We start from the raw sequence: 21,461 nt of genomic DNA, 5'->3' as shown, positions 1-21,461 counted from the left end.
GCATGAGCAAACGTATTTGGGCCCAAGATATCGATTTTGACCTGTGTAAAAAGCTCGACCTTGGCGTGGGTGAAAAAGGCACCTTAATGACCAAGCTCGGCATTGAAATAAGCGAAATCGGCGACGATTACCTTGTTGCCACCATGCCAGTAACCAACGAATTATATAACCCTATCGGCATCGTCCACGGTGGCGCATATGTAGTATTGGCTGAAACCGTCGCCAGCTACGCCGCCAACTTTGTTGTCGATACCAGCAAATACTACTGCGTCGGCCAAGAGATCAACGCCAACCACCTCAAAGCGTCACGCACCGGCACACTCAAAGCCGTGACCAAACCCGTGCACCTAGGCGGCCGCTCATCGGTGTGGGAGATTAAGATTTACAATAGCGCTGGCGATCTGTGTTGTATTTCAAGGATGACTGCTGCGGTGGTGGAGAAAAGAAGTAAAGGGTGAGAGCTGCCCGAACATGCGAATAGTGTTGCCATGCTGAACTCGAACATAATACAACGGATTTAGAAAACTTTGTTACGAGTCTAAAAGCGCAGCACAGACAAGTTGCTTGCACTTCGCTGGAAAATAGAAAAGGCTCATTGAGAGCCTTTGCATTTTAGCTGAGGGTTACACCCTAAAGTATCGGCGTAAATAAATGCCTGCAGCCAACAACAACAATAGCAAGTTAGTAGTACCGCCAGTTGACCCTTTATCGCTTGGCGAATTATCGCCAGGTTGTGGCTGAGCGGGAGGAGGAGTAGCCGATTGCCCCTCTGTAAAGACAGCTTTAAGCTCAATATTAGTGCCCTGATTTACCAAACAATCCTGATAGTTGTAGCCAGCAAAATAATAAAATTTCTTCGTATTAAATTCGCCTGTTGCGACATCTAAATAACCGTCATTATTTAAATCAGCTACCGCAGTAGCGGTAAGTCCGTCAGCAGCCGCTGCAACATCACCTTTCTGTTTGCCATTGTTATAAAGAACACTTAAACGAGGTTGAAGGTAATGAGCTGACAGGACTTCCACACTGCCATTTTTATCTACATCAGCAAATGCAACACCATAGGGGGCGTCACTACTGTCAATAACTAGGCGGGAAAAGCCACTGCCTTGACTATACACACTCACCGCCTCAGCGACTATTTCTGCGGCAACCAGTTGCACCTGACCGGAAACAGGGTCTGTATGACTATCAAGTGTAATTGCGGCATGGTCGGAAATATGCAAAGCTTCTGTGAACACGTCGCTTTCGTTGATATATAAGGCAGTTTTAGCCTCACTTATACTGTCCACTAGAGCATACAGGTCGCCAGATGTATCGGCTGTGAAACTAGAAATAAACAAATCGGGCTGACCATCTTGGTCATAATCATTAACGGTAAAGGCGTAAGGCCTTATTCCCTCAATCACTATATCCTTCGTGAAGTTAAATTGACCTAAACCATCGTTGATATATAGTTTGATCCTTCTTGTTGTAAAGTCACTCACTAGTAAATCTTCGAAGCCGTCATTGTTCCAATCATAAGCATCTAGAGCGGCTGGATAACTTAAGCCACTGAGCAGTTTCTGACGTGCAAACCCCTCACCAGACTGATTGATAAGTTGATGCACTACCCCTGTAAATAAACTTATGCCGACTAAGTCTGTGTATTCATCATTATTAATATTAATAGCCTGCAATGTTTTTGCTCCGCCACTTGCAGAACTAATATCACTTAAATTATCTTCAAGCTTTAGATAGTTGCCACCATCACATTGCTGACCCTGCCAAGCCTCGAAACTCCAGCCCTCACTGGGCGTTACTTGAAGCATCCGACTCACATTTGTAGTGTCGATGGTACAAGATTCACTACAGCTCACTTCACCGCTGGCTGAGGATACAACCCCAGAGCCTTCTATTATAAGTTTTATTTCCCCTGCTTGGCTTGCCAACGAACAGCTTACTAAAGCTAAATAGAGTAATTTTTGCATGTTTTCACCTGTAAAATAACAACATAGTTTGTGATGCGATGCAGTTGTATAGTCATCCTCTATTACTTACAATTATGTAACTGTTATGTTGCCATAATATTTTTATTTTTATATTTTTCAGCTGTTTAAGGGAATATTTTGCAAAAGGATTTTTGGGTTGGTGATTATTTAGTCTCACCTAAACACAATAAGTTAACTTTACTTAAGCAAACATTCACCCTTGAACCAAAAGTGATGGCGATATTATGTTTGTTGGTAAAAAACCATGGTGAAGTGCTCAGCAGACAAGAAATCTTAAGTACACTGTGGCCCAACCAAGTGACCGAGCCAGAAGTAGTTACTCGCGCTATCTTCGAGTTAAGAAAGGTTTTTTGCGATAATCCTAAACAGCCTACCTATATCGAAACCATAGCTAAAAAAGGTTATTGTTTTATTCATCCTACAACACCGATAAAGGGCGCCAAAAATAGAAAACGCAGCGTTATAGGATTGGTTGGTTTGTTTGTATTTTTTGGCTTGAGCAGCCTTGTTTACTTTACCCAGTTTATGCTGCCGACCAATGTTGGTCCAACTACGCAATTCAAGGTTCAGCCCCTCTCTAGCTCCAGTGATAAGATCGTCTACGCAGCTCCGGATAGCCATTGGCAATCCGCACTTGTGATCAGTGGTGAAGACAGGCAAAAACAATTAAGCATTAAAAGCTTGCATAGCCATAAGTCAACCCCACTGACTCCTAACACATCGGATTACAGGTCGCCCATATGGGGCAGCAAGTCAAATTCTTGGTACTATGTAAATTGTCTCGAAGCGAGCTGCGCTATTGAAAAGTACACAGTTAGTAACGGTGCACAAGAGCGTGTTTTTAGTACAAATGATGAGATCAAGTCTATTGCTCTTGCCGATTCAGAGAACATTCTGGCACTGAGCTTAAAAGATAGTTCTAACGAACAACTCGCACTTTTAGATCTTAATGCAGATAGACCGTTGTTAACCTATATAACTCAGCCCGGTCTCAACATGCTACCTGTTTTTCTTCCTCATCAAGAAGGCCTTTTTTATGTGAATTTTCACGCTACAAGTAGCACCCGAATCATGTACTACGATATTGCCCAACATAAGTCCTCTGAGGCTAGCTCTAAGTTAGACCGCATCACCGCATTAGTTTCCGCAGCAGCAAATACACTTATTGCGGCCGCAAAAGTAAAAGGGGAGTACGCACTGTGGCAGCTCGATCTAGACTCCAACAGAGTTACCCGCTACGCCTCAATTGAGCCCGGAGCGAATATTAAAGATTTACATTTAAGTAAGTCAGGCGAGAAGTTGCTTTATATAAAAAACAATTCTGACTTAGACATAAAGTTTGCCGGCTTCCCTAGCGCTTTCTCCAACATAAATAGTGATGCTCACGATATGAAAGCAGTGATGGCGGCAGCCAATAGCATTTACTTTGTGTCTAATAGAACTGGTAGCTATGAACTATGGCGACATCATGATGACAGTAATGAAAAGTTAACAGCTTTGTTTGCCGACAGTATTGCCCAACCAGTTTTGTCGCCAACCCAAGATAAGTTAGCCTTCATAACTCGGAGAAACAACCAATCTAGGCTTCACCTTTATAACGCAAAAAGTGCGGCTACTGCAGAGCTTGATATATTGTCATCAGGTAGTTTTTTACTCGGCTGGTCGCATGACGAGAAAGAGCTCTACCTCAGTATACGGAGCGAAAACCTCTATGATCTCGCCAAATATAATATAGCAACAGGCGAGCTAAAAACCATCAAGCTTGGTGCTGGCTTGCTAGCATCTGAAGACCCATCTACTAATAACTTTTACTATGGGGATCTCGCAAGCAGTCAATTAAAGCGTACCACCGAGGATGGTTCAGAAGAGAGCCTATATGACTTTACAAATACTCCACTGCTCATAGCTCCTAATAGTATTAAGGTTGCTGATGGGCTGGTATATTACCTAGGCAATACAAAACAAGGCATAACCTTAATTCATGATAAAGAGACGTTATTGACCCTTCCTAAAGGGGCCTTTGTTAGCCAGATTCTTACCAAGCCGACGCCTAGGGTCATTTATGATATTAAAGTGCTCTCACCTTCAATATTAGAGATGCAGGTAGCACATTCACCCATGGGAGAATAAATATTCTTGCCTTGCCATAGCTAACCGCGGCGACGCTAAATTAGATAAGGCCGTTTAAATAAGCGACATCCGTGGCGACCACCTTGTAGCCAGCATGGTTGAAACCCATGACTTGTATAACTCAATCGGACTGGGGCTGTATTTCCTTTAGATTGCTATCGCCAGCGCGAGAAGTACTCACCACAAAACCAAAACCTCTCCTAGACGCCGATACCTCAGCCAAATTCCCCGTGCATTTGCGCTGAGCATGATGGTGCTGATAGCACAACGAGGCATGGATGCCGAGTTAAGCGAATCGAGACAGGACGTCGAGTTTCGCTGGGTGCGTTAGCAGCGCCAGCACGCGCAGGCAATAGCAAATGCTTCGGGGTACGGGGGGATTCCAAAGGGGGAATCGTATTATTCTCCCTTTGGTTGCCGTCGCCAACGCGACAAGATCGCACTACAGAGAGCTGTGGGGAGATTTAATTGAAAAGGTTAGTAGCGTTCACATAAACACGCTTAAAAGGCTGTGTGGGGAGATACAGGGGTTGTCAGGCTGAAACCTGACCTACAATTAACGGCCGTGAAGGCGCCCGTACTCAACAAATAGGCACAAAAAAGGCCGCTAAAAGCGGCCTTTTTTCTCGAGAGTAGCTATTACTCTACGATTGATGCTACAACACCAGCACCAACTGTACGGCCACCTTCACGGATTGCGAAACGTAGACCTTCGTCCATCGCGATTGGGCAGATTAGCTCTACTACCATCTTGATGTTGTCACCAGGCATTACCATTTCTACGCCTTCTGGTAACTGGATGTCACCAGTTACGTCAGTTGTACGGAAGTAGAACTGTGGACGGTAACCTTTGAAGAATGGAGTGTGACGACCACCTTCATCTTTTGATAGTACGTATACTTCTGCTTCGAACTTCGTGTGAGGAGTGATTGAACCAGGCTTCGCTAGTACTTGACCACGCTCTACTTCGTCACGCTTAGTACCACGTAGAAGCGCACCGATGTTCTCACCCGCACGACCTTCGTCTAGAAGCTTACGGAACATCTCAACACCTGTACAAGTTGTCTTCGTTGTATCTTTGATACCTACGATTTCAACTTCGTCATTCACGTTGATGATACCAGCTTCAACACGACCTGTTACTACTGTACCACGGCCTTGGATTGAGAATACGTCTTCGATAGGCATGATGAATGGCTTATCGATGTCACGCTCTGGCTCTGGGATGTATGTGTCTAGCGCGTCTGCTAGTTCAACAATCTTGTCTTCCCACTCTTTCTCGCCTTCTAGTGCTTTAAGAGCTGAACCTTGGATTAGTGGTAGGTCATCACCTGGGAAGTCGTACTCAGAAAGAAGTTCACGAACTTCCATCTCTACTAGCTCTAGTAGTTCTTCGTCGTCAACCATGTCACATTTGTTCATGAATACGATGATGTAAGGTACACCAACCTGACGTGAAAGAAGGATGTGCTCACGAGTCTGTGGCATAGGACCGTCAGTCGCAGCTACTACTAGGATCGCGCCGTCCATCTGTGCAGCACCAGTGATCATGTTTTTAACATAGTCAGCGTGTCCAGGACAGTCTACGTGTGCGTAGTGACGAGTTGGAGTGTCGTACTCAACGTGTGAAGTTGAGATTGTGATACCACGCTCACGCTCTTCTGGAGCGTTATCGATTGATGCGAAGTCTTTAGCTGTACCACCGTATACTTTTGCAAGTACGTTAGTGATTGCTGCAGTTAGAGTTGTTTTACCGTGGTCAACGTGGCCGATTGTACCTACGTTTACGTGCGGTTTTACGCGTTCAAACTTTTCTTTTGCCATTTTAAAAATTCCTATAAAGAAATTAAAGTCCGACCCGTAGATCGGACCGAACTCAAATTACTTAACAGCGCGAGCTGCAATAATAGATTCTGCTACATTCTTAGCCGCCTCTGCGTACTTGAGGAATTCCATCGAGTACGAAGCACGACCTTGCGTTGCAGAACGTAAATCAGTTGCATAACCGAACATTTCAGAAAGCGGAACTTCAGCGTTGATTTGTTTCAATCCGCCTGGTGCCTCTTCCATTCCATCGATCATACCGCGGCGACGGTTTAAGTCGCCTACAACATCACCCATGTTTGCTTCAGGAGTGATAACTTCAACCTTCATGATAGGCTCTAACAAGACTGGGTTCGCTTCAAGCGCCCCCTTTCTCATTGCCATTGCACCAGCAATCTTAAAGGCCATTTCGTTCGAGTCGACATCGTGGAATGAACCATCGAATAATGTCGCTTTCACGCCAAGTAGTGGATAACCAGCAAGAACACCTTGCTCCATCTGCTCATGAAGACCTTTTTCTACCGCAGGAATATATTCCTTCGGTACTGCACCACCAACAACTTCGTTACCAAAAACGAAATTAGGTGCATCATCACTGACCTCAATAGGTTCAAGTCTAACCCAAACGTGACCATATTGACCACGACCACCTGATTGACGAACAAACTTACCCTCAACCTCAACGGTTGAACGAATCGCTTCACGATAGGCAACTTGAGGCTTACCAACGTTACATTCAACTTTGAACTCACGCTTCATACGGTCAACGATGATATCGAGGTGAAGCTCACCCATACCAGAGATAATTGTCTGGCCTGATTCTTCGTCGGTTTGTACGCGGAAAGATGGATCTTCAGCAGCTAGTTTACCTAGTGCTATACCCATTTTTTCCTGGTCTGCCTTAGTTTTTGGCTCTACCGCAATAGAGATTACCGGCTCTGGGAATTCCATACGCTCTAGCGTAATGATTGAATTCGCATCGCACAGGGTATCACCTGTTGTTACGTCCTTGAGACCAATTGCAGCGGCGATATCGCCAGCGCAAACTTCTTTGATCTCTTCACGTGAGTTTGAGTGCATCTGAACGATACGACCGAAGCGCTCACGCTTTGATTTAACTGGGTTATAAACCGTGTCACCTTGGCCCACTGTGCCTGAGTAAACACGGAAGAAGGTTAGCGTACCAACAAATGGGTCTGTCGCAATCTTAAACGCTAGCGCCGAGAATGGAGCTGCGTCGTCAGCTTGACGTGTATCTTCGGTTTCACCGTCTTCAAGCACGCCTTGGATTGCTTTAACTTCTGTTGGTGAAGGCATGTATTCAATAACGGCATCAAGCACAGCTTGAACACCTTTGTTTTTGAACGCACTGCCGCAACTCATTAGCACGATGTCGTTAGCTAGAGTGCGAGCACGAAGGCCTTCTTTGATCTCAGCTTCGCTGAGGTCGCCTTCCTCTAAATATTTGTCCATTAGTTCTTCAGACGCTTCTGCTGCCGCTTCGATTAGCTCGCTGCGGTATTCTTCAGCTTGGTCTTGAAGTTCTGCCGGGATCTCTTCATAAGTGAACGTCATCCCCTGGTCCGCTTCGTTCCAGTTGATAGCTTTCATCTTGATGAGATCGATTACACCTTTAAAGTCTTCTTCAGCACCGATAGGTAGCTGAATGGGAACAGGAGTTGCACCCAGACGGGTTTTCACCTGATCTACAACCGACAGAAAGTCGGCGCCAATACGGTCCATCTTGTTAACGAAGATCATTCGAGGAACTTCGTACTTGTTGGCCTGACGCCAAACCGTTTCTGTCTGTGGCTGTACACCTGATGACGCACATAGAACAACCACGGCACCATCGAGTACACGCAATGAACGCTCAACTTCAATGGTGAAGTCTACGTGTCCAGGAGTATCGATGATATTAATGCGGTGGTCTTCAAATTGCGCGTCCATCCCCTTCCAGAAACAAGTAGTCGCAGCAGACGTGATAGTGATACCACGCTCCTGCTCTTGCTCCATCCAGTCCATAGTTGCAGCACCATCATGTACCTCACCTATTTTGTGAGATAGGCCCGTGTAGAAAAGTACACGTTCCGTAGTGGTGGTTTTACCCGCATCTACGTGAGCACAAATACCGATGTTGCGGTAGCGCTCAATTGGAGTTGTACGTGCCATATTATCCTCTTAAAGGTTAAGGACAGATTACCAACGGTAATGTGCGAACGCTTTGTTCGCTTCAGCCATACGGTGAACGTCTTCACGTTTCTTAACCGCAGAGCCTTTGTTATCAGCTGCGTCAACGATTTCTTGAGCCAGACGAAGGCCCATAGATTTTTCGCCACGCTTACGTGCAGCGTCAACTAACCAACGCATACCTAGTGCGTTGCGACGAACTGGACGTACTTCAACTGGTACTTGGTACGTTGAACCACCAACACGGCGAGATTTAACCTCTACCTGTGGGCGAACGTTATCAAGTGCAGCTTCAAAGATTTCTAGGTGCGACTTGCCTGATTTCTCAGCAGCCACGTCTAGCGCACCATATACGATTTTTTCAGCAGTAGATTTTTTGCCGTCAAGCATTACTACGTTGACGAACTTTGCAAGTAATTCTGATCCGAACTTAGGATCTGGAAGAATTTTACGTTGACCTATAACGCGTCTTCTTGGCATTTTGAATCTCCGGTATCTTCAGGTCTGTCTTTTGAACAGATTCCCAAAACTAATATTAAAAAATTAAGTGCTTGGCCTTACTAACGGAGAACCATTAGCCCTTAGGGCGTTTTGCACCGTACTTAGAACGACCTTGTTTACGGTCATTTACGCCTGCACAGTCAAGTGCACCGCGAACAGTGTGGAAACGTACACCTGGTAAGTCTTTAACACGACCACCACGGATAAGGATTACACTGTGCTCTTGAAGGTTGTGACCTTCACCACCGATGTATGATGTAACTTCGAAACCGTTCGTTAGACGAACACGGGCTACTTTACGTAGAGCCGAGTTTGGTTTCTTTGGAGTAGTAGTATATACACGAGTACATACACCACGCTTTTGTGGACATGCCTTTAGCGCGGCTGAGTTACTTTTTGTAACCTTGCTGCGACGTGGCTTGCGCACTAGCTGGTTAATAGTTGCCATTAAATAGCTCCTGAAAAATTAAAATTACTACTGAAATTAAAAATTCCGCCCAATTTATCCACTGCGATAACACCAGCGAGTAAAAGGGTGGCGGAATTTTAATGAGCAAAGTTTAGCCTGTCAACTAAAACAATGCCCGGAGCGGTATAATACCACCCCAGGCATGACTTAATTATGACAAATTAAGCTTACTCTTGGTCGCCAGATAAATCTGCGTTAAGCGCGTCAGTTAGTGCTTGAGTTGCCTCTTCTGCACTTACTGTAGGCTCTAGCAAATCTTCTGCAGACTGCTTGCGACGATTTTGACGATCTAAGTGATACGCAAAGCCGGTACCAGCTGGGATCAAACGACCCACGATTACGTTTTCTTTCAGACCGCGAAGTTCATCGCTCTTACCATTTACAGCTGCTTCAGTTAGGACACGAGTTGTCTCCTGGAACGACGCTGCTGAAATGAATGATTCTGTTGCAAGTGATGCTTTAGTAATACCCATCAGCTGAATTTCGAATTTCGCTGGGATCTTACCTTGTTCTTCTAGCTCACGGTTCGCAATGTTTACGCGTGCTACTTCAACCTGCTCACCTGCTAGGAACTCAGAGTCACCACCGTCGATGATGAGACACTTACGTAACATCTGACGGATAACAGTTTCGATGTGCTTATCGTTAATCTTTACACCTTGCAGACGGTAAACGTCTTGCACTTCGTTAACGATGTAGTTAGCAACATCAGTTACACCACGTAGACGAAGGATGTCATGCGGAGACTCAGGACCATCGGCGATAACTTCACCTTTAGATACTGTCTCACCTTCGAACACGTTAAGCTGGCGCCACTTAGGAATCATTTCTTCGTACGGATCACCCTCTTCTGGCGTGATCACAAGACGTTTCTTACCTTTGGTCTCTTTACCCATGCTCACCATACCTGAGATTTCAGCAAGGATTGCTGGATCTTTCGGCTTACGAGCTTCGAATAAGTCCGCTACGCGCGGTAGACCACCGGTGATGTCACGAGTCTTCGAACCTTCTTGAGGAATACGCGCTAGTACGTCACCTGGTTTAGATGTCGCGCCATCGCTCACTTCAATTGTTGTGAATGATGGAAGACGAATTTCCTGCAGGCCACGCTCTTCATTTTCAATGATTAGCTTAGGCTCTTTCGCATTAACTTTCGCTAGGTCTTTAACAACAACACGTGTTAGACCTGTAAGATCGTCTGTTTGCGTTTCCGTGTTCGAATCGTCGATGTCGCTGAACGACACTTTTGACTCGTGCTCGATGATAATTGGGTGACTGTGCGGGTCCCACATCGCTACGATGTCGTTACCTTTCACTTCAGCGCCGTCTTGTACAGTTAGAACTGCACCGTAAGGTACTTTATAACGCTCTTTCTCACGACCATGCTCATCGATGATAGTGATTTCTGTTGAACGTGAAGTGATTACAATCTTGCCTTCAGTGTTCAATACGAATTTCGCATTGTGTAGCTTAAGGCGACCGTTGTTCTTAACTTGTACGCTGTTCTCTGCTGACGCTCGAGATGCCGCACCACCGATGTGGAACGTACGCATCGTAAGCTGTGTACCCGGCTCACCGATTGACTGTGCCGCGATAACACCCACTGCTTCACCAGCATTGATGATGTGGCCACGTGCAAGGTCACGACCGTAACAGTTAGAACATACGCCGAAGTCGTTTTCACAAGTGATTACTGAACGTACGCGTACTTCGTCCACTGAGTGCTCTTCTAGAAGGTCACACAGTTTCTCGTCAAGCATCACGTTGCGCTCTACAAGCACTTCGTTAGTGTTAGGAATTAATACGTCTTCTGCAACCACACGACCTAGTACACGCTCGCGTAGCGGCTCAACTACGTCACCACCTTCGATAAGTGGCTTCATTGTAAGACCGTTTTCAGTACCACAATCTACTTCGTTGATTACCAAGTCTTGTGCAACGTCTACTAGACGACGCGTTAGGTAACCCGAGTTCGCTGTCTTCAATGCTGTATCGGCAAGACCTTTACGCGCACCGTGCGTCGAGATGAAGTACTGAAGTACGTTTAGACCTTCACGGAAGTTTGCTGTGATTGGCGTCTCGATGATTGAACCATCTGGACGTGCCATTAGACCACGCATACCCGCTAGCTGACGAATCTGAGCTGCGCTACCACGTGCGCCCGAGTCGGCCATCATAAACACTGAGTTGAATGAGTCTTGCTCTTCTTCTTGGCCTTCAGCGTTGATAACTGTGTCTTTCGATAGGTTAGCCATCATTTCGCGTGAAAGGTTTTCGTTCACACGTGACCAGATATCGATAACTTTGTTGTATTTCTCACCCGCTGTTACAAGACCTGATTGGAACTGCTGGTTGATTTCAGCAACTTCTTCCTCTGCAGCTTCAATGATTTCTGTTTTAACTGGTGGAATTTCCATATCGTTAATACCGATAGAAACACCAGACTTCATCGCGTAGTGGAAACCGGTATACATTACTTGGTCAGCAAAGATTACTGTGTCTTTTAGACCTAGTAGACGGTAACACTCGTTCAACATGCCAGAGATTTGCTTCTTACCAAGTGGGCGGTTAACCAACTCGAACGGTAAGCCTTGTGGCATGATCAATGAGAAGATTGCACGACCTACAGTCGTATCAACGATGCCAGTTACTTCACTTGAAGTACCGTCTTCTGCAATCACTGTTTGCGTCATACGTACTTTTACACGTGCGTGTAATTGCGCAACGCCAGTACGGTATGCTTTTTCAGCTTCTTTCGCGTCTTTAAATACTAGGCCTTCACCTTTAGCATTAATGCGATCACGGGTCATGTAGTACAGACCCAATACAACGTCCTGTGAAGGTACGATGATTGGCTCACCGTTCGCAGGCGAAAGAATGTTGTTTGTTGACATCATCAACGCACGCGCTTCTAGCTGCGCTTCTAGCGTCAATGGTACGTGAACCGCCATTTGGTCACCGTCGAAGTCAGCGTTATACGCCGCACACACTAGTGGGTGTAGGTGAATCGCTTTACCTTCGATTAGTACCGGCTCAAACGCCTGGATACCCAAACGGTGAAGTGTAGGTGCACGGTTAAGTAGCACTGGGTGCTCACGAATTACTTCGTCTAGTACGTCCCAAACCTCTGGTACTTCACGCTCAACCATCTTCTTCGCAGCTTTGATGGTTGTCGCCATACCGCGGCGCTCTAGTTTGCCGTAGATGAATGGCTTGAATAGCTCAAGTGCCATTTTCTTAGGAAGACCACACTGGTGTAGTTTCAGTGTAGGACCTACGGTGATTACAGAACGGCCTGAGTAGTCAACACGCTTACCAAGAAGGTTTTGACGGAAACGACCTTGCTTACCTTTGATCATGTCTGCAAGCGACTTAAGTGGACGCTTGTTAGAACCAGTGATCGCACGACCACGACGACCATTATCAAGTAGCGCATCTACCGCTTCTTGAAGCATACGCTTTTCGTTACGTACGATGATGTCTGGTGCCGCTAGGTCAAGAAGACGCTTCAAACGGTTGTTACGGTTGATTACACGACGGTATAGGTCGTTCAGATCAGACGTCGCAAAACGACCGCCATCTAGTGGTACTAGTGGGCGTAGATCTGGTGGAAGAACCGGAAGAACTGTCATGATCATCCACTCTGGGTTGTTACCAGATTGGTGGAATGATTCCATCAATTTCAGACGCTTAGTAATTTTCTTACGCTTAGTTTCTGAGTTGATAGTCGGTAGTTCTTCACGCATTTCTGCGATTAACTGACCTAGGTCTAGTTCACGTAGAAGATCAAGTACAGCCTCTGCACCCATCTTCGCTTCAAACTCATCGCCGTGCTCTTCAAGCGCGTCTAGGTATTCTTCTTCACCTAGAAGCTGGCCACGCTCAAGCGTAGTCATGCCTGGCTCAGTCACAACGAATGATTCAAAGTAAAGTACGCGTTCGATATCACGCAGTGTCATATCAAGCATTAGGCCGATACGAGACGGTAGTGATTTCAAGAACCAGATGTGTGCAACTGGGCTTGCTAGCTCGATGTGACCCATACGGTCACGACGCACTTTAGTAAGTGTTACTTCAACGCCACACTTTTCACAAATAACACCACGGTGTTTCAAGCGCTTGTATTTACCACACAAACACTCATAGTCTTTCACTGGGCCGAAAATACGGGCACAGAATAAGCCGTCACGCTCAGGCTTGAAAGTACGGTAGTTAATGGTCTCAGGTTTCTTTACTTCACCGAATGACCATGAACGCACCATGTCTGGCGAAGCAAGACCAATGCGAATTGCATCGAATTCTTCGGTCTTATTTTGTTGCTTCAGAAACTTAAGTAAGTCTTTCACCTTAGCTCTCCTGTCGGAGGTTAATCTCGAGGGCGGAAATCCGCCCATTCATTCTTTTTGCAGGTAGTGAGCGCACTGTGCGCCCAACCGGCTTATTCTTCTTCAAGCTCGATGTTGATACCGAGTGAACGGATTTCTTTCAACAATACGTTGAATGATTCCGGCATACCTGGCTCCATCTTATGGTTGCCATCAACGATGTTCTTATACATCTTGGTACGACCGTTCACGTCATCCGACTTCACTGTCAACATCTCTTGTAGCGTGTAAGCTGCGCCGTACGCTTCAAGTGCCCATACTTCCATCTCACCGAAGCGCTGACCACCGAACTGAGCTTTACCACCCAGCGGCTGTTGCGTAACAAGACTGTATGAACCAGTTGAACGCGCGTGCATCTTGTCGTCAACAAGGTGGTTCAGTTTCAGCATGTACATGTAACCTACAGTTACTTGACGCTCAAACTGGTCACCAGTACGACCATCATACAGCGTTACCTGACCGCTTGACGGGTAACCACCTAGCTCTAGCATTTCTTTGATTTCGCTTTCTTTCGCGCCATCGAATGCTGGAGTTGCGATTGGTAGACCGCCTTTTAGGTTTTCTGCAAGACGACGGATTTCGTCATCTGAGAAGCTGTCGATGTCTACTTTCTGACGACATTCACCTAGCTCGTATGCTTTCTTGATGAATTCACGCAGTTCGTGAAGCTCACGCTGCTCTTTCATCATTTCTTCGATACGCTCACCGATACCACGTGCCGCAAGGCCCATGTGGGTTTCAAGGATCTGACCGATGTTCATACGTGATGGTACACCCAGCGGGTTCAACACGATGTCTACTGTACGGCCCTTGTCATCGTAAGGCATGTCTTCTACTGGAACGATAGTCGAGATAACACCTTTGTTACCGTGACGACCCGCCATCTTATCACCTGGCTGGATGCGACGTTTAACCGCTAGGTAAACCTTCACAATCTTCAATACGCCTGGCGCTAAGTCATCACCTTGAGTGATCTTGCGACGTTTCGTTTCGAATTTCTTATCGTATTCAGTCTTCAGTTCGTCGTACTGAGCAGCTAGTTGCTCTAGTTCAGCTTGCTTGTCTTCTTCAGCTAGGCTTTGCGTTAGGATCTTATCCGCAGACAGACCTACTAGTTTCGCTGCATCTACACCTGAATCAGTCAGTAGCTTACGTGCACGGCTCAATACACCTTCTTCAAGGATCTTGAACTCTTCGTTGAAGTCTTTCTTCGCTTCACGAAGCTGCATTTCTTCGATTTCAAGTGCACGCTTGTCTTTCTCTACGCCATCGCGAGTGAAGACTTGTACGTCGATAACAGTACCTGATACTGAGTTTGGTACACGCAGTGAGCTGTCTTTAACGTCAGACGCTTTCTCACCGAAGATAGCACGTAGTAGCTTCTCTTCAGGTGTAAGCTGCGTTTCACCTTTAGGTGTTACTTTACCTACAAGAATGTCACCGCCTTTTACTTCTGCACCGATGTAAACAACGCCAGATTCATCTAGCTTGCCTAGCGCAGACTCACCCACGTTCGGGATGTCAGCTGTGATTTCTTCAGGCCCAAGCTTAGTATCACGAGCAATACACTGAAGCTCTTGGATATGGATAGTCGTTAGACGATCTTCTTTTACAACGTTCTCTGAAAGTAGGATTGAATCCTCGAAGTTGTAACCGTTCCAAGGCATGAATGCCACGCGTAAGTTTTGACCCAATGCCAAGTCACCTAGGTCTGTTGAAGGACCATCAGCAAGTACGTCACCACGTACAATTGGCTCACCAACCATACATGTTGGCTTTTGGTTAATACATGTGTTCTGGTTGGAACGTGTGTACTTAGTCAGGTTGTAGATGTCGATACCCGCTTCACCAGGTACACGCTCATCTTCATTTACGTTGATAACGATACGGCTCGCATCAGCGTAATCAACCACACCACCACGCTTAGCAACGATAGTTACACCCGAGTCTTTCGCAAGTGTAAGCTCGATACCTGTACCTACTAGCGGCTTATCAGCACGTAGTGTAGGAACAGCCTGACGTTGCATGTTCGATCCCATCAATGCACGGTTCGCATCATCGTGCTCTAGGAATGGAATAAGTGCAGCAGCAACTGAAATTACCTGTTGTGGCGATACGTCCATATATTGGATGTCTTCGCGCGGCATCAAGGTTGATTCACCTTTGTGACGACACGTAACCAGTTCTTCAATAAATTCGTTGTTTTCGTTTAAGTCAACGTTTGCCTGAGCAATTACGAATTGACCTTCTTCGATCGCAGATAGGTAATCAACATCGTCAGTTACCGCACCGTCTACCACTTTACGGTAAGGTGTTTCTAGGAAACCGAAGTCATTGGTACGTGCGTACGTAGACAATGAGTTGATTAGACCGATGTTTGGACCTTCAGGCGTTTCGATTGGACATACGCGACCGTAGTGCGTTACGTGTACGTCACGTACTTCGAAGCCTGCACGCTCACGCGTAAGACCACCCGGACCTAATGCAGAAATACGACGCTTGTGCGTTACTTCTGATAGCGGGTTGTTTTGGTCCATAAACTGTGAAAGCTGTGATGAGCCAAAGAACTCTTTCACCGCCGCCGAGATAGGCTTAGCGTTGATAAGGTCTTGCGGCATGATCGCGTCAAGGTCACCTAAGCTCAAACGCTCACGTACAGCACGTTCAACACGTACTAGACCAACGCGGAATTGGTTTTCAGCCATTTCACCAACAGAACGAATACGACGGTTACCTAGGTGGTCGATGTCATCTACATCGCCTTTACCGTTACGGATGTCGATAAGCACTTTCATTACAGACACGATGTCTTCTTTAGAAAGTGTACCTGGACCTTCGTCTGAATCGTAACCTACACGGCTGTTGAACTTCATACGACCCACTGTTGATAGGTCATAACGCTCTTCGCTGAAGAATAGGTTTTCGAATAAAGCTTCTGCAGCTTCTTTCGTTGGTGGCTCACCAGGGCGCATCATACGGTAGATTTCAACTAACGCTTCTAGGCGGTTAGACGTTGAATCAATACGTACTGTGTCTGACATGTACGCACCGCTGTCTACATCGTTGATGTACAGAGTAGCAATTTGTGTGTGACCCGCTTTTACAAGCTCAGCCATAAGCTCAAGTGAAAGCTCATCGTTCGCGTTTGCGATCACTTCACCTGTCGACTCATCGAAGTAGTTCTTAGCTAGTACGCGGCCAATGATGTACTCGTGTGGTACTTCAAGTTGGTCGATACCTTGTTTTTCGATAGTCTTGATGTGACGTGCTGTTACACGACGACCTTTTTCAACAAGTACTTCACCGTCTTCGCTCTTGATATCAAAAACGGCAGTCTCACCACGTAGACGTGAAGGAACAAGCTCCATAAGAACTTTACCATCAGCCACTTCAAACGTAGTTGTTTCAAAGAATAGGTTTAAGATTTCTTCAGTTGAGAAATCAAGTGCACGTAGGATGATCGACGCAGGAAGTTTACGACGACGGTCAATACGTACATAAAGGTTATCTTTAGCGTCAAACTCAAAGTCGAGCCAAGAACCACGGTAAGGGATAACACGTGCATTATAAAGCACTTTACCCGACGAGTGGGTTTTACCACGGTCGTTATCAAAGAATACACCAGGTGAACGGTGTAGCTGAGAAACAATAACACGCTCAGTACCATTGATTACAAAAGTACCTGTGTCTGTCATGAGCGGAATTTCGCCCATGTAAACTTCTTGCTCTTTGATGTCTTTAACAGTGCCAGGTGCTTCTTTGTCCATAAGCACTAGACGAAGTTTCACGCGAAGTGGAGCAGAATATGTCACGCCGCGAATTTGACATTCTTTAACGTCGAATACTGGCTCACCAATACGATAACTTACGTATTGAAGCTCAGAATTGCCCGAGTAGCTTTTAATCGGGAAAACGGAACGGAAAGCAGCTTCCAAACCGAAATCACCGTCAGCGTCCGGCGTTAAGAATTTTTTAAACGATTCTAACTGCATTTGCAGTAAGAAAGGCACATCCAAAACCTGTGGACGTTTACCAAAATCCTTACGGATACGTTTCTTTTCAGAATAAGAGTAAGCCATGGGGTTCCTCAGCTTGCTGATCTTTGACCCTACCTGATCTAATGAGAACAGGACTTAGATTGACACTAATGCCAATTTATACAACATTTAGAGTTGTGCCTAAATGTCACTGCTATTGCCAATAAAAATCTATAAATCATTGATAATAATAGTGAAATTTAGAAATAGAATGCACTAAAGTGAATTTTCTCTCTATAGCGCAAAAGGGCCGGTGATTAAATAATCACCAGCCCTTGCCTGATTTCTCAGGCAGCGAACCTAGCGTATGCTAGATTACTTGATCTCAACTTCAGCACCAGCTTCTTCAAGATCTTTCTTAAGTGCTTCAGCTTCTTCCTTAGATACACCTTCTTTGATAGGTGCAGGAGCTGACTCAACAAGAGCCTTAGCTTCTTTAAGGCCAAGACCAGTTGCGCCACGTACAGCTTTGATTGCAGCAACTTTGTTACCGCCAGCAGCAGCTAGGATTACGTCGAACTCAGTCTTTTCTTCAGCAGCTTCAGCTGGACCAGCAGCAACAACAGCAGCAGCTGCAGTTACGCCGAATTTTTCTTCCATTGCTTCAACTAGTTCAACAACTTCCATTACTGACATTTCAGCAATAGCGTCAAGGATTTGGTCTTTAGTTACAGACATTGTAAATTTCCTAATATTCTCGAACCCTGAGGTTCATTAAATTCAATACACCGATAAAGAACAATAGCTTATAAATAAAAATTAAGCAGCTTGTTCTTGTTTCTGGTCGCGAACTGCAGCAAGAGTTTTTGCCAGCTTGCCCGCAGAAGCTTCTTTCATAGCGCTCATTAGACGTGCAACAGCTTCGTCGTATGTAGGTAGCTTAGCAAGCATATCTACATCAACTAGTGAACCGTCAAAAGCGGCCGTTTTAAGCTCAAACGCTTCGTGCTTCTTGGCGAAATCTTTGAAGATACGCGCAGCAGCACCAGGGTGCTCTGAAGAGAAAGCGATTAGGCTTGGGCCTACTAGTGATTCGGTTAGACACTCGTATTCAGTACCTTCAACAGCACGGCGAGCTAGCGTGTTACGAACAACTTTCATCCATACACCAGCTGCACGAGCTTCTTTACGAAGGCCTGTGATAGCGTCTACTGTTACACCACGAGAATCTGCAACAACTGCAGATAGAGCACCTTTGGCAGCTTCGTTGACTTCAGCAACAATTGCTTTTTTGTCTTGAAGGTTTAAAGCCATGGGTGTTACTCCTGGTTGTGAGGAACTTACATCCCTCAGTTTTACTCTACTCCACTTAACATTAAGCGGAGCTGCTTGTTACGGCGAGAGCCAGAAGATTAGGAAAATCTAGCTGGGATTCACACCGTCTACGTAGGAAATTAAGCCGTGAATCACTGCACCTACGGTCTTGGACGGAAGCTAAATTCGAAAATTTAGCTTCAACCCGAATTTTTTGCTTTGTTGAGATAATTTCTCAACAAAATGGCGCGAAATTATAGTACAAAAATCGCGCCACGTAAACTCCTAAATTACGCTACTTGCGTGCTTAGTGAGTTTTGGTCTACAGCAACACCTGCGCCCATTGTAGTAGAGATGCTTACTTTCTTGATGTAAGTACCTTTTGCTTGAGAAGGCTTAGCTTTCTTAAGCGCTACAATTAGAGACTCAAGGTTTTCTTGTAGTTGCTCAGCTGTGAAGTCCACTTTACCGATAGTAGTGTGGATGATGCCGTTCTTGTCGTTACGGTAACGAACCTGGCCAGCTTTTGCATTTTTAACTGCTTCTGCAACGTTAGGTGTTACAGTACCAGTTTTAGGGTTAGGCATAAGACCACGTGGACCTAGGATTTGACCTAGTTGACCAACAACGCGCATTGCATCTGGAGAAGCAACAACAACGTCAAAGTTCATTTCGCCTTTCTTAACTAGCTCAGCAAGGTCTTCCATACCAACGATGTCAGCACCCGCTTCTTTCGCTGCTTCTGCATTTGCACCAGCAGTGAATACAGCTACGCGAACGTCACGGCCAGTACCGTGAGGAAGCACAGTTGCGCCACGAACGTTTTGGTCTGATTTACGTGCGTCGATACCAAGGTTAACAGCAACGTCAACACTTTCAACGAACTTTGCAGTTGCAAGTTCTTTAAGAAGAGCAACAGCTTCGTTGATTTCGTAATCTTTAGTTACATCCACTTTCTCGCGGATAGTACGCATACGTTTAGTTAGTTTTGCCATTATCTTAGTCCTCTACGTTCAAGCCCATTGCACGCGCAGAACCTGCGATTGTGCGTACTGCAGCGTCCAAATCAGCTGCTGTAAGGTCTGGTTTCTTCATCTCAACGATTTCTTCTAGTTGAGCACGAGTAACAGTACCTACTTTCTCAGTGTTAGGACGGCCTGAACCAGACTTGATGCCCGCAGCTTTCTTAAGAAGGAAAGAAGCAGGAGGAGTCTTCATTTCAAACGTGAATGAACGATCGCTGTAAACAGAGATGATTACAGGAACAGGTGCACCTTTCTCTAGAGACTCTGTACGTGCGTTGAACGCTTTACAGAATTCCATGATGTTAACACCGTGTTGACCTAGAGCAGGACCTACTGGTGGACTAGGGTTAGCCATACCAGCAGCAACTTGTAGCTTGATTAAAGCTTCAACTTTTTTAGCCATGATTATACCTCGTTAGGTGGGTCTTAGCCTCGTGCGCGCGAGGACGCGTACTCAAACGGCTTCCCAATTAAAAATTTAATACTCTTTTCGCTCTCAAAGCACAGTGTAAACACCACGCCGAATGCAAAAAGGCCGCTGATTATAAGTTAATCAGCGGCCTTTTTCAATATAGTTTGTCGTTTAAATAGACAAATTATTTATCTTGTTCTACTTGGCCAAATTCTAGCTCAACTGGTGTTGAACGACCGAAGATAAGAACAGATACTTTTACGCGGCTTTTCTCGTAATCCACTTCTTCAACAACACCGTTGAAATCAGCGAATGGACCATCAACAACGCGAACCACTTCACCCGGCTCAAACAAGGTTGCTGGCTTAGGCGCTTCAGCATTTTCTTCAAGACGGTTAAGAATACGGTCAGCTTCTTTTTTGCTGATAGGTGCAGGGCGGTCAGATGTACCACCGATGAAGCCCATTACACGTGGCGTGCTGTTTACTAAGTGCCAGCTCGCATCATTCATGTCCATTTGCACAAGCACGTAACCAGGGAAGAATTTACGCTCTGATTTACGTTTTTGACCTGCGCGCATTTCAACTACTTCTTCAGTAGGCACTAGCACTTCACCGAAACTGTCTTCTAGACCTTGGATTTGAATGTGCTCTTTGATGGTTTGTGCTACACGCTTCTCAAAACCTGAGAATGCTTGAATCACATACCAACGTAATTTCTTTTCTTTGTTCTCTTCCGTCATGGGACTAGATCTCCAATCCAGTTAAAAAGCCTACTACTCGGAATAAAATTCCGTCTAATCCCCAAAGGATCAGCGCCATAATAACTGTAGCAATCATTACGATGAACGTCGTGTGCGTTGTTTCTTGGCGTGTTGGCCATACAACTTTACGAACTTCGATACGCGCTTCTTTAGCAAACGTGATAAAAGTACGACCTTTTTCCGTTGTCGCTAATACACCTAAAGCGATTGCGACTGCCGCAACTACGCCGATTGCTCGGATTAATACCGATTGTTCACCGTACATGGTGTTACCCACAACTGCTGCTGCTAGTAACGCAATGGCAAAGACCCACTTAACCATATCCATCGAGCTTGACGAGTTTTCTACATTTGCACTCATAATTCCTGACACCCTAAATACAGACACAACAACCCCGTCACTCGACAGGGTAAATCTATCCAAATCTAACCTTAAAAACGTGCTTTTAAAACAGATTTTTAGACTTAGACTTGCTAAAT

At 45.6% G+C, this 21,461-nt stretch carries 15 protein-coding genes; 2 read left to right on the top strand and 13 right to left on the bottom strand.

The window, feature by feature from the left end; genetic code table 11:
- Positions 1–2: 2 nt before the first annotated feature.
- Positions 3–458, top strand: a complete 456-nt coding sequence (locus tag V1358_RS10485) for a PaaI family thioesterase (protein WP_347393521.1) — start codon at positions 3–5, stop codon at positions 456–458.
- 165 nt (positions 459–623) lie between these two features.
- On the opposite strand, the gene V1358_RS10480 is transcribed toward V1358_RS10485, so the two are convergent.
- Positions 624–1,970 carry an FG-GAP repeat domain-containing protein gene (locus tag V1358_RS10480; RefSeq protein WP_347393520.1) on the bottom strand — a complete coding sequence of 449 codons (1,347 nt, stop codon included), beginning with the start codon at positions 1,968–1,970 and terminating at the stop codon, positions 624–626.
- A gap of 138 nt (positions 1,971–2,108) precedes the next feature.
- Here V1358_RS10480 and V1358_RS10475 point away from each other — a divergent pair, with 138 nt between their 5' ends.
- The gene (locus V1358_RS10475; protein WP_347393519.1) at positions 2,109–4,121 is read left to right on the top strand and encodes a winged helix-turn-helix domain-containing protein; all 2,013 of its coding nucleotides are present in this window, start codon (positions 2,109–2,111) and stop codon (positions 4,119–4,121) included.
- Positions 4,122–4,760: 639 nt separating this feature from the next.
- Here the strand turns inward: V1358_RS10475 and tuf are convergent.
- The 12 genes from tuf to secE all read right to left on the bottom strand — a co-directional run bounded on the left by tuf (position 4,761) and on the right by secE (position 21,342).
- Positions 4,761–5,945 carry an elongation factor Tu gene (gene tuf, locus V1358_RS10470; protein ID WP_347391331.1) on the bottom strand — a complete coding sequence of 395 codons (1,185 nt, stop codon included), beginning with the start codon at positions 5,943–5,945 and terminating at the stop codon, positions 4,761–4,763.
- Positions 5,946–6,002: 57 nt separating this feature from the next.
- The gene (gene fusA / locus V1358_RS10465) at positions 6,003–8,117 is read right to left on the bottom strand and encodes an elongation factor G (protein ID WP_347391332.1); all 2,115 of its coding nucleotides are present in this window, start codon (positions 8,115–8,117) and stop codon (positions 6,003–6,005) included.
- A gap of 27 nt (positions 8,118–8,144) precedes the next feature.
- Entirely contained in the window at positions 8,145–8,615 is a 471-nt protein-coding gene (rpsG, locus tag V1358_RS10460; RefSeq protein WP_347391333.1) for a 30S ribosomal protein S7, read from the bottom strand.
- A 94-nt stretch (positions 8,616–8,709) separates the two neighbouring features.
- Positions 8,710–9,084, bottom strand: coding sequence for a 30S ribosomal protein S12 (gene rpsL / locus V1358_RS10455; RefSeq protein ID WP_010387308.1), 375 nt, complete (start codon positions 9,082–9,084; stop codon positions 8,710–8,712).
- A gap of 188 nt (positions 9,085–9,272) precedes the next feature.
- On the bottom strand, positions 9,273–13,451 hold the full coding sequence (gene rpoC, locus V1358_RS10450; protein ID WP_347391334.1) for a DNA-directed RNA polymerase subunit beta': 4,179 nt from the start codon (positions 13,449–13,451) through the stop codon (positions 9,273–9,275).
- A gap of 92 nt (positions 13,452–13,543) precedes the next feature.
- Positions 13,544–17,569: a DNA-directed RNA polymerase subunit beta gene (gene rpoB / locus V1358_RS10445; protein WP_347391335.1), complete on the bottom strand. Its 4,026-nt coding sequence runs from the start codon at positions 17,567–17,569 to the stop codon at positions 13,544–13,546.
- Between the two features lie 273 nt (positions 17,570–17,842).
- Positions 17,843–18,205, bottom strand: a complete 363-nt coding sequence (gene rplL / locus V1358_RS10440; protein ID WP_070982798.1) for a 50S ribosomal protein L7/L12 — start codon at positions 18,203–18,205, stop codon at positions 17,843–17,845.
- 81 nt (positions 18,206–18,286) lie between these two features.
- Complete coding sequence (gene rplJ / locus V1358_RS10435) at positions 18,287–18,781, bottom strand: 50S ribosomal protein L10 (protein ID WP_105199932.1); 495 nt, start codon at positions 18,779–18,781, stop codon at positions 18,287–18,289.
- A 290-nt stretch (positions 18,782–19,071) separates the two neighbouring features.
- Positions 19,072–19,776: a 50S ribosomal protein L1 gene (gene rplA / locus V1358_RS10430; RefSeq protein WP_347391336.1), complete on the bottom strand. Its 705-nt coding sequence runs from the start codon at positions 19,774–19,776 to the stop codon at positions 19,072–19,074.
- A 4-nt stretch (positions 19,777–19,780) separates the two neighbouring features.
- Positions 19,781–20,209, bottom strand: coding sequence for a 50S ribosomal protein L11 (rplK, locus tag V1358_RS10425; protein ID WP_347391337.1), 429 nt, complete (start codon positions 20,207–20,209; stop codon positions 19,781–19,783).
- Positions 20,210–20,402: 193 nt separating this feature from the next.
- Positions 20,403–20,960: a transcription termination/antitermination protein NusG gene (gene nusG / locus V1358_RS10420; protein ID WP_347391338.1), complete on the bottom strand. Its 558-nt coding sequence runs from the start codon at positions 20,958–20,960 to the stop codon at positions 20,403–20,405.
- A gap of 4 nt (positions 20,961–20,964) precedes the next feature.
- A complete protein-coding gene (gene secE / locus V1358_RS10415) occupies positions 20,965–21,342 on the bottom strand; it encodes a preprotein translocase subunit SecE (protein ID WP_347393518.1) in 378 nt (125 codons plus the stop codon).
- Between the last annotated feature and the right edge of the window lie 119 nt (positions 21,343–21,461).

It is taken from the genome of Pseudoalteromonas pernae, from assembly GCF_039831865.1.
Taxonomy (GTDB): domain Bacteria; phylum Pseudomonadota; class Gammaproteobacteria; order Enterobacterales; family Alteromonadaceae; genus Pseudoalteromonas; species Pseudoalteromonas pernae.
Note: the sequence above shows the minus strand (reverse complement) of the source record. Positions and strands in the feature narration are given on the sequence as shown.

What these genes read in the sequence shown, in the direction of transcription:
- rplK (WP_347391337.1), bottom strand. Translation starts at nt 20,209, where the DNA reads ATGGCTAAAAAAGTTGAAGCTTTAATCAAGCTACAAGTTGCTGCTGGT.
- rplA (WP_347391336.1), bottom strand. Translation starts at nt 19,776, where the DNA reads ATGGCAAAACTAACTAAACGTATGCGTACTATCCGCGAGAAAGTGGAT.
- V1358_RS10480 (WP_347393520.1), bottom strand. Translation starts at nt 1,970, where the DNA reads ATGCAAAAATTACTCTATTTAGCTTTAGTAAGCTGTTCGTTGGCAAGC.
- nusG (WP_347391338.1), bottom strand. Translation starts at nt 20,960, where the DNA reads ATGACGGAAGAGAACAAAGAAAAGAAATTACGTTGGTATGTGATTCAA.
- rpsL (WP_010387308.1), bottom strand. Translation starts at nt 9,084, where the DNA reads ATGGCAACTATTAACCAGCTAGTGCGCAAGCCACGTCGCAGCAAGGTT.
- fusA (WP_347391332.1), bottom strand. Translation starts at nt 8,117, where the DNA reads ATGGCACGTACAACTCCAATTGAGCGCTACCGCAACATCGGTATTTGT.
- secE (WP_347393518.1), bottom strand. Translation starts at nt 21,342, where the DNA reads ATGAGTGCAAATGTAGAAAACTCGTCAAGCTCGATGGATATGGTTAAG.
- tuf (WP_347391331.1), bottom strand. Translation starts at nt 5,945, where the DNA reads ATGGCAAAAGAAAAGTTTGAACGCGTAAAACCGCACGTAAACGTAGGT.
- rpsG (WP_347391333.1), bottom strand. Translation starts at nt 8,615, where the DNA reads ATGCCAAGAAGACGCGTTATAGGTCAACGTAAAATTCTTCCAGATCCT.
- rplL (WP_070982798.1), bottom strand. Translation starts at nt 18,205, where the DNA reads ATGTCTGTAACTAAAGACCAAATCCTTGACGCTATTGCTGAAATGTCA.
- rpoB (WP_347391335.1), bottom strand. Translation starts at nt 17,569, where the DNA reads ATGGCTTACTCTTATTCTGAAAAGAAACGTATCCGTAAGGATTTTGGT.
- V1358_RS10485 (WP_347393521.1), top strand. Translation starts at nt 3, where the DNA reads ATGAGCAAACGTATTTGGGCCCAAGATATCGATTTTGACCTGTGTAAA.
- rplJ (WP_105199932.1), bottom strand. Translation starts at nt 18,781, where the DNA reads ATGGCTTTAAACCTTCAAGACAAAAAAGCAATTGTTGCTGAAGTCAAC.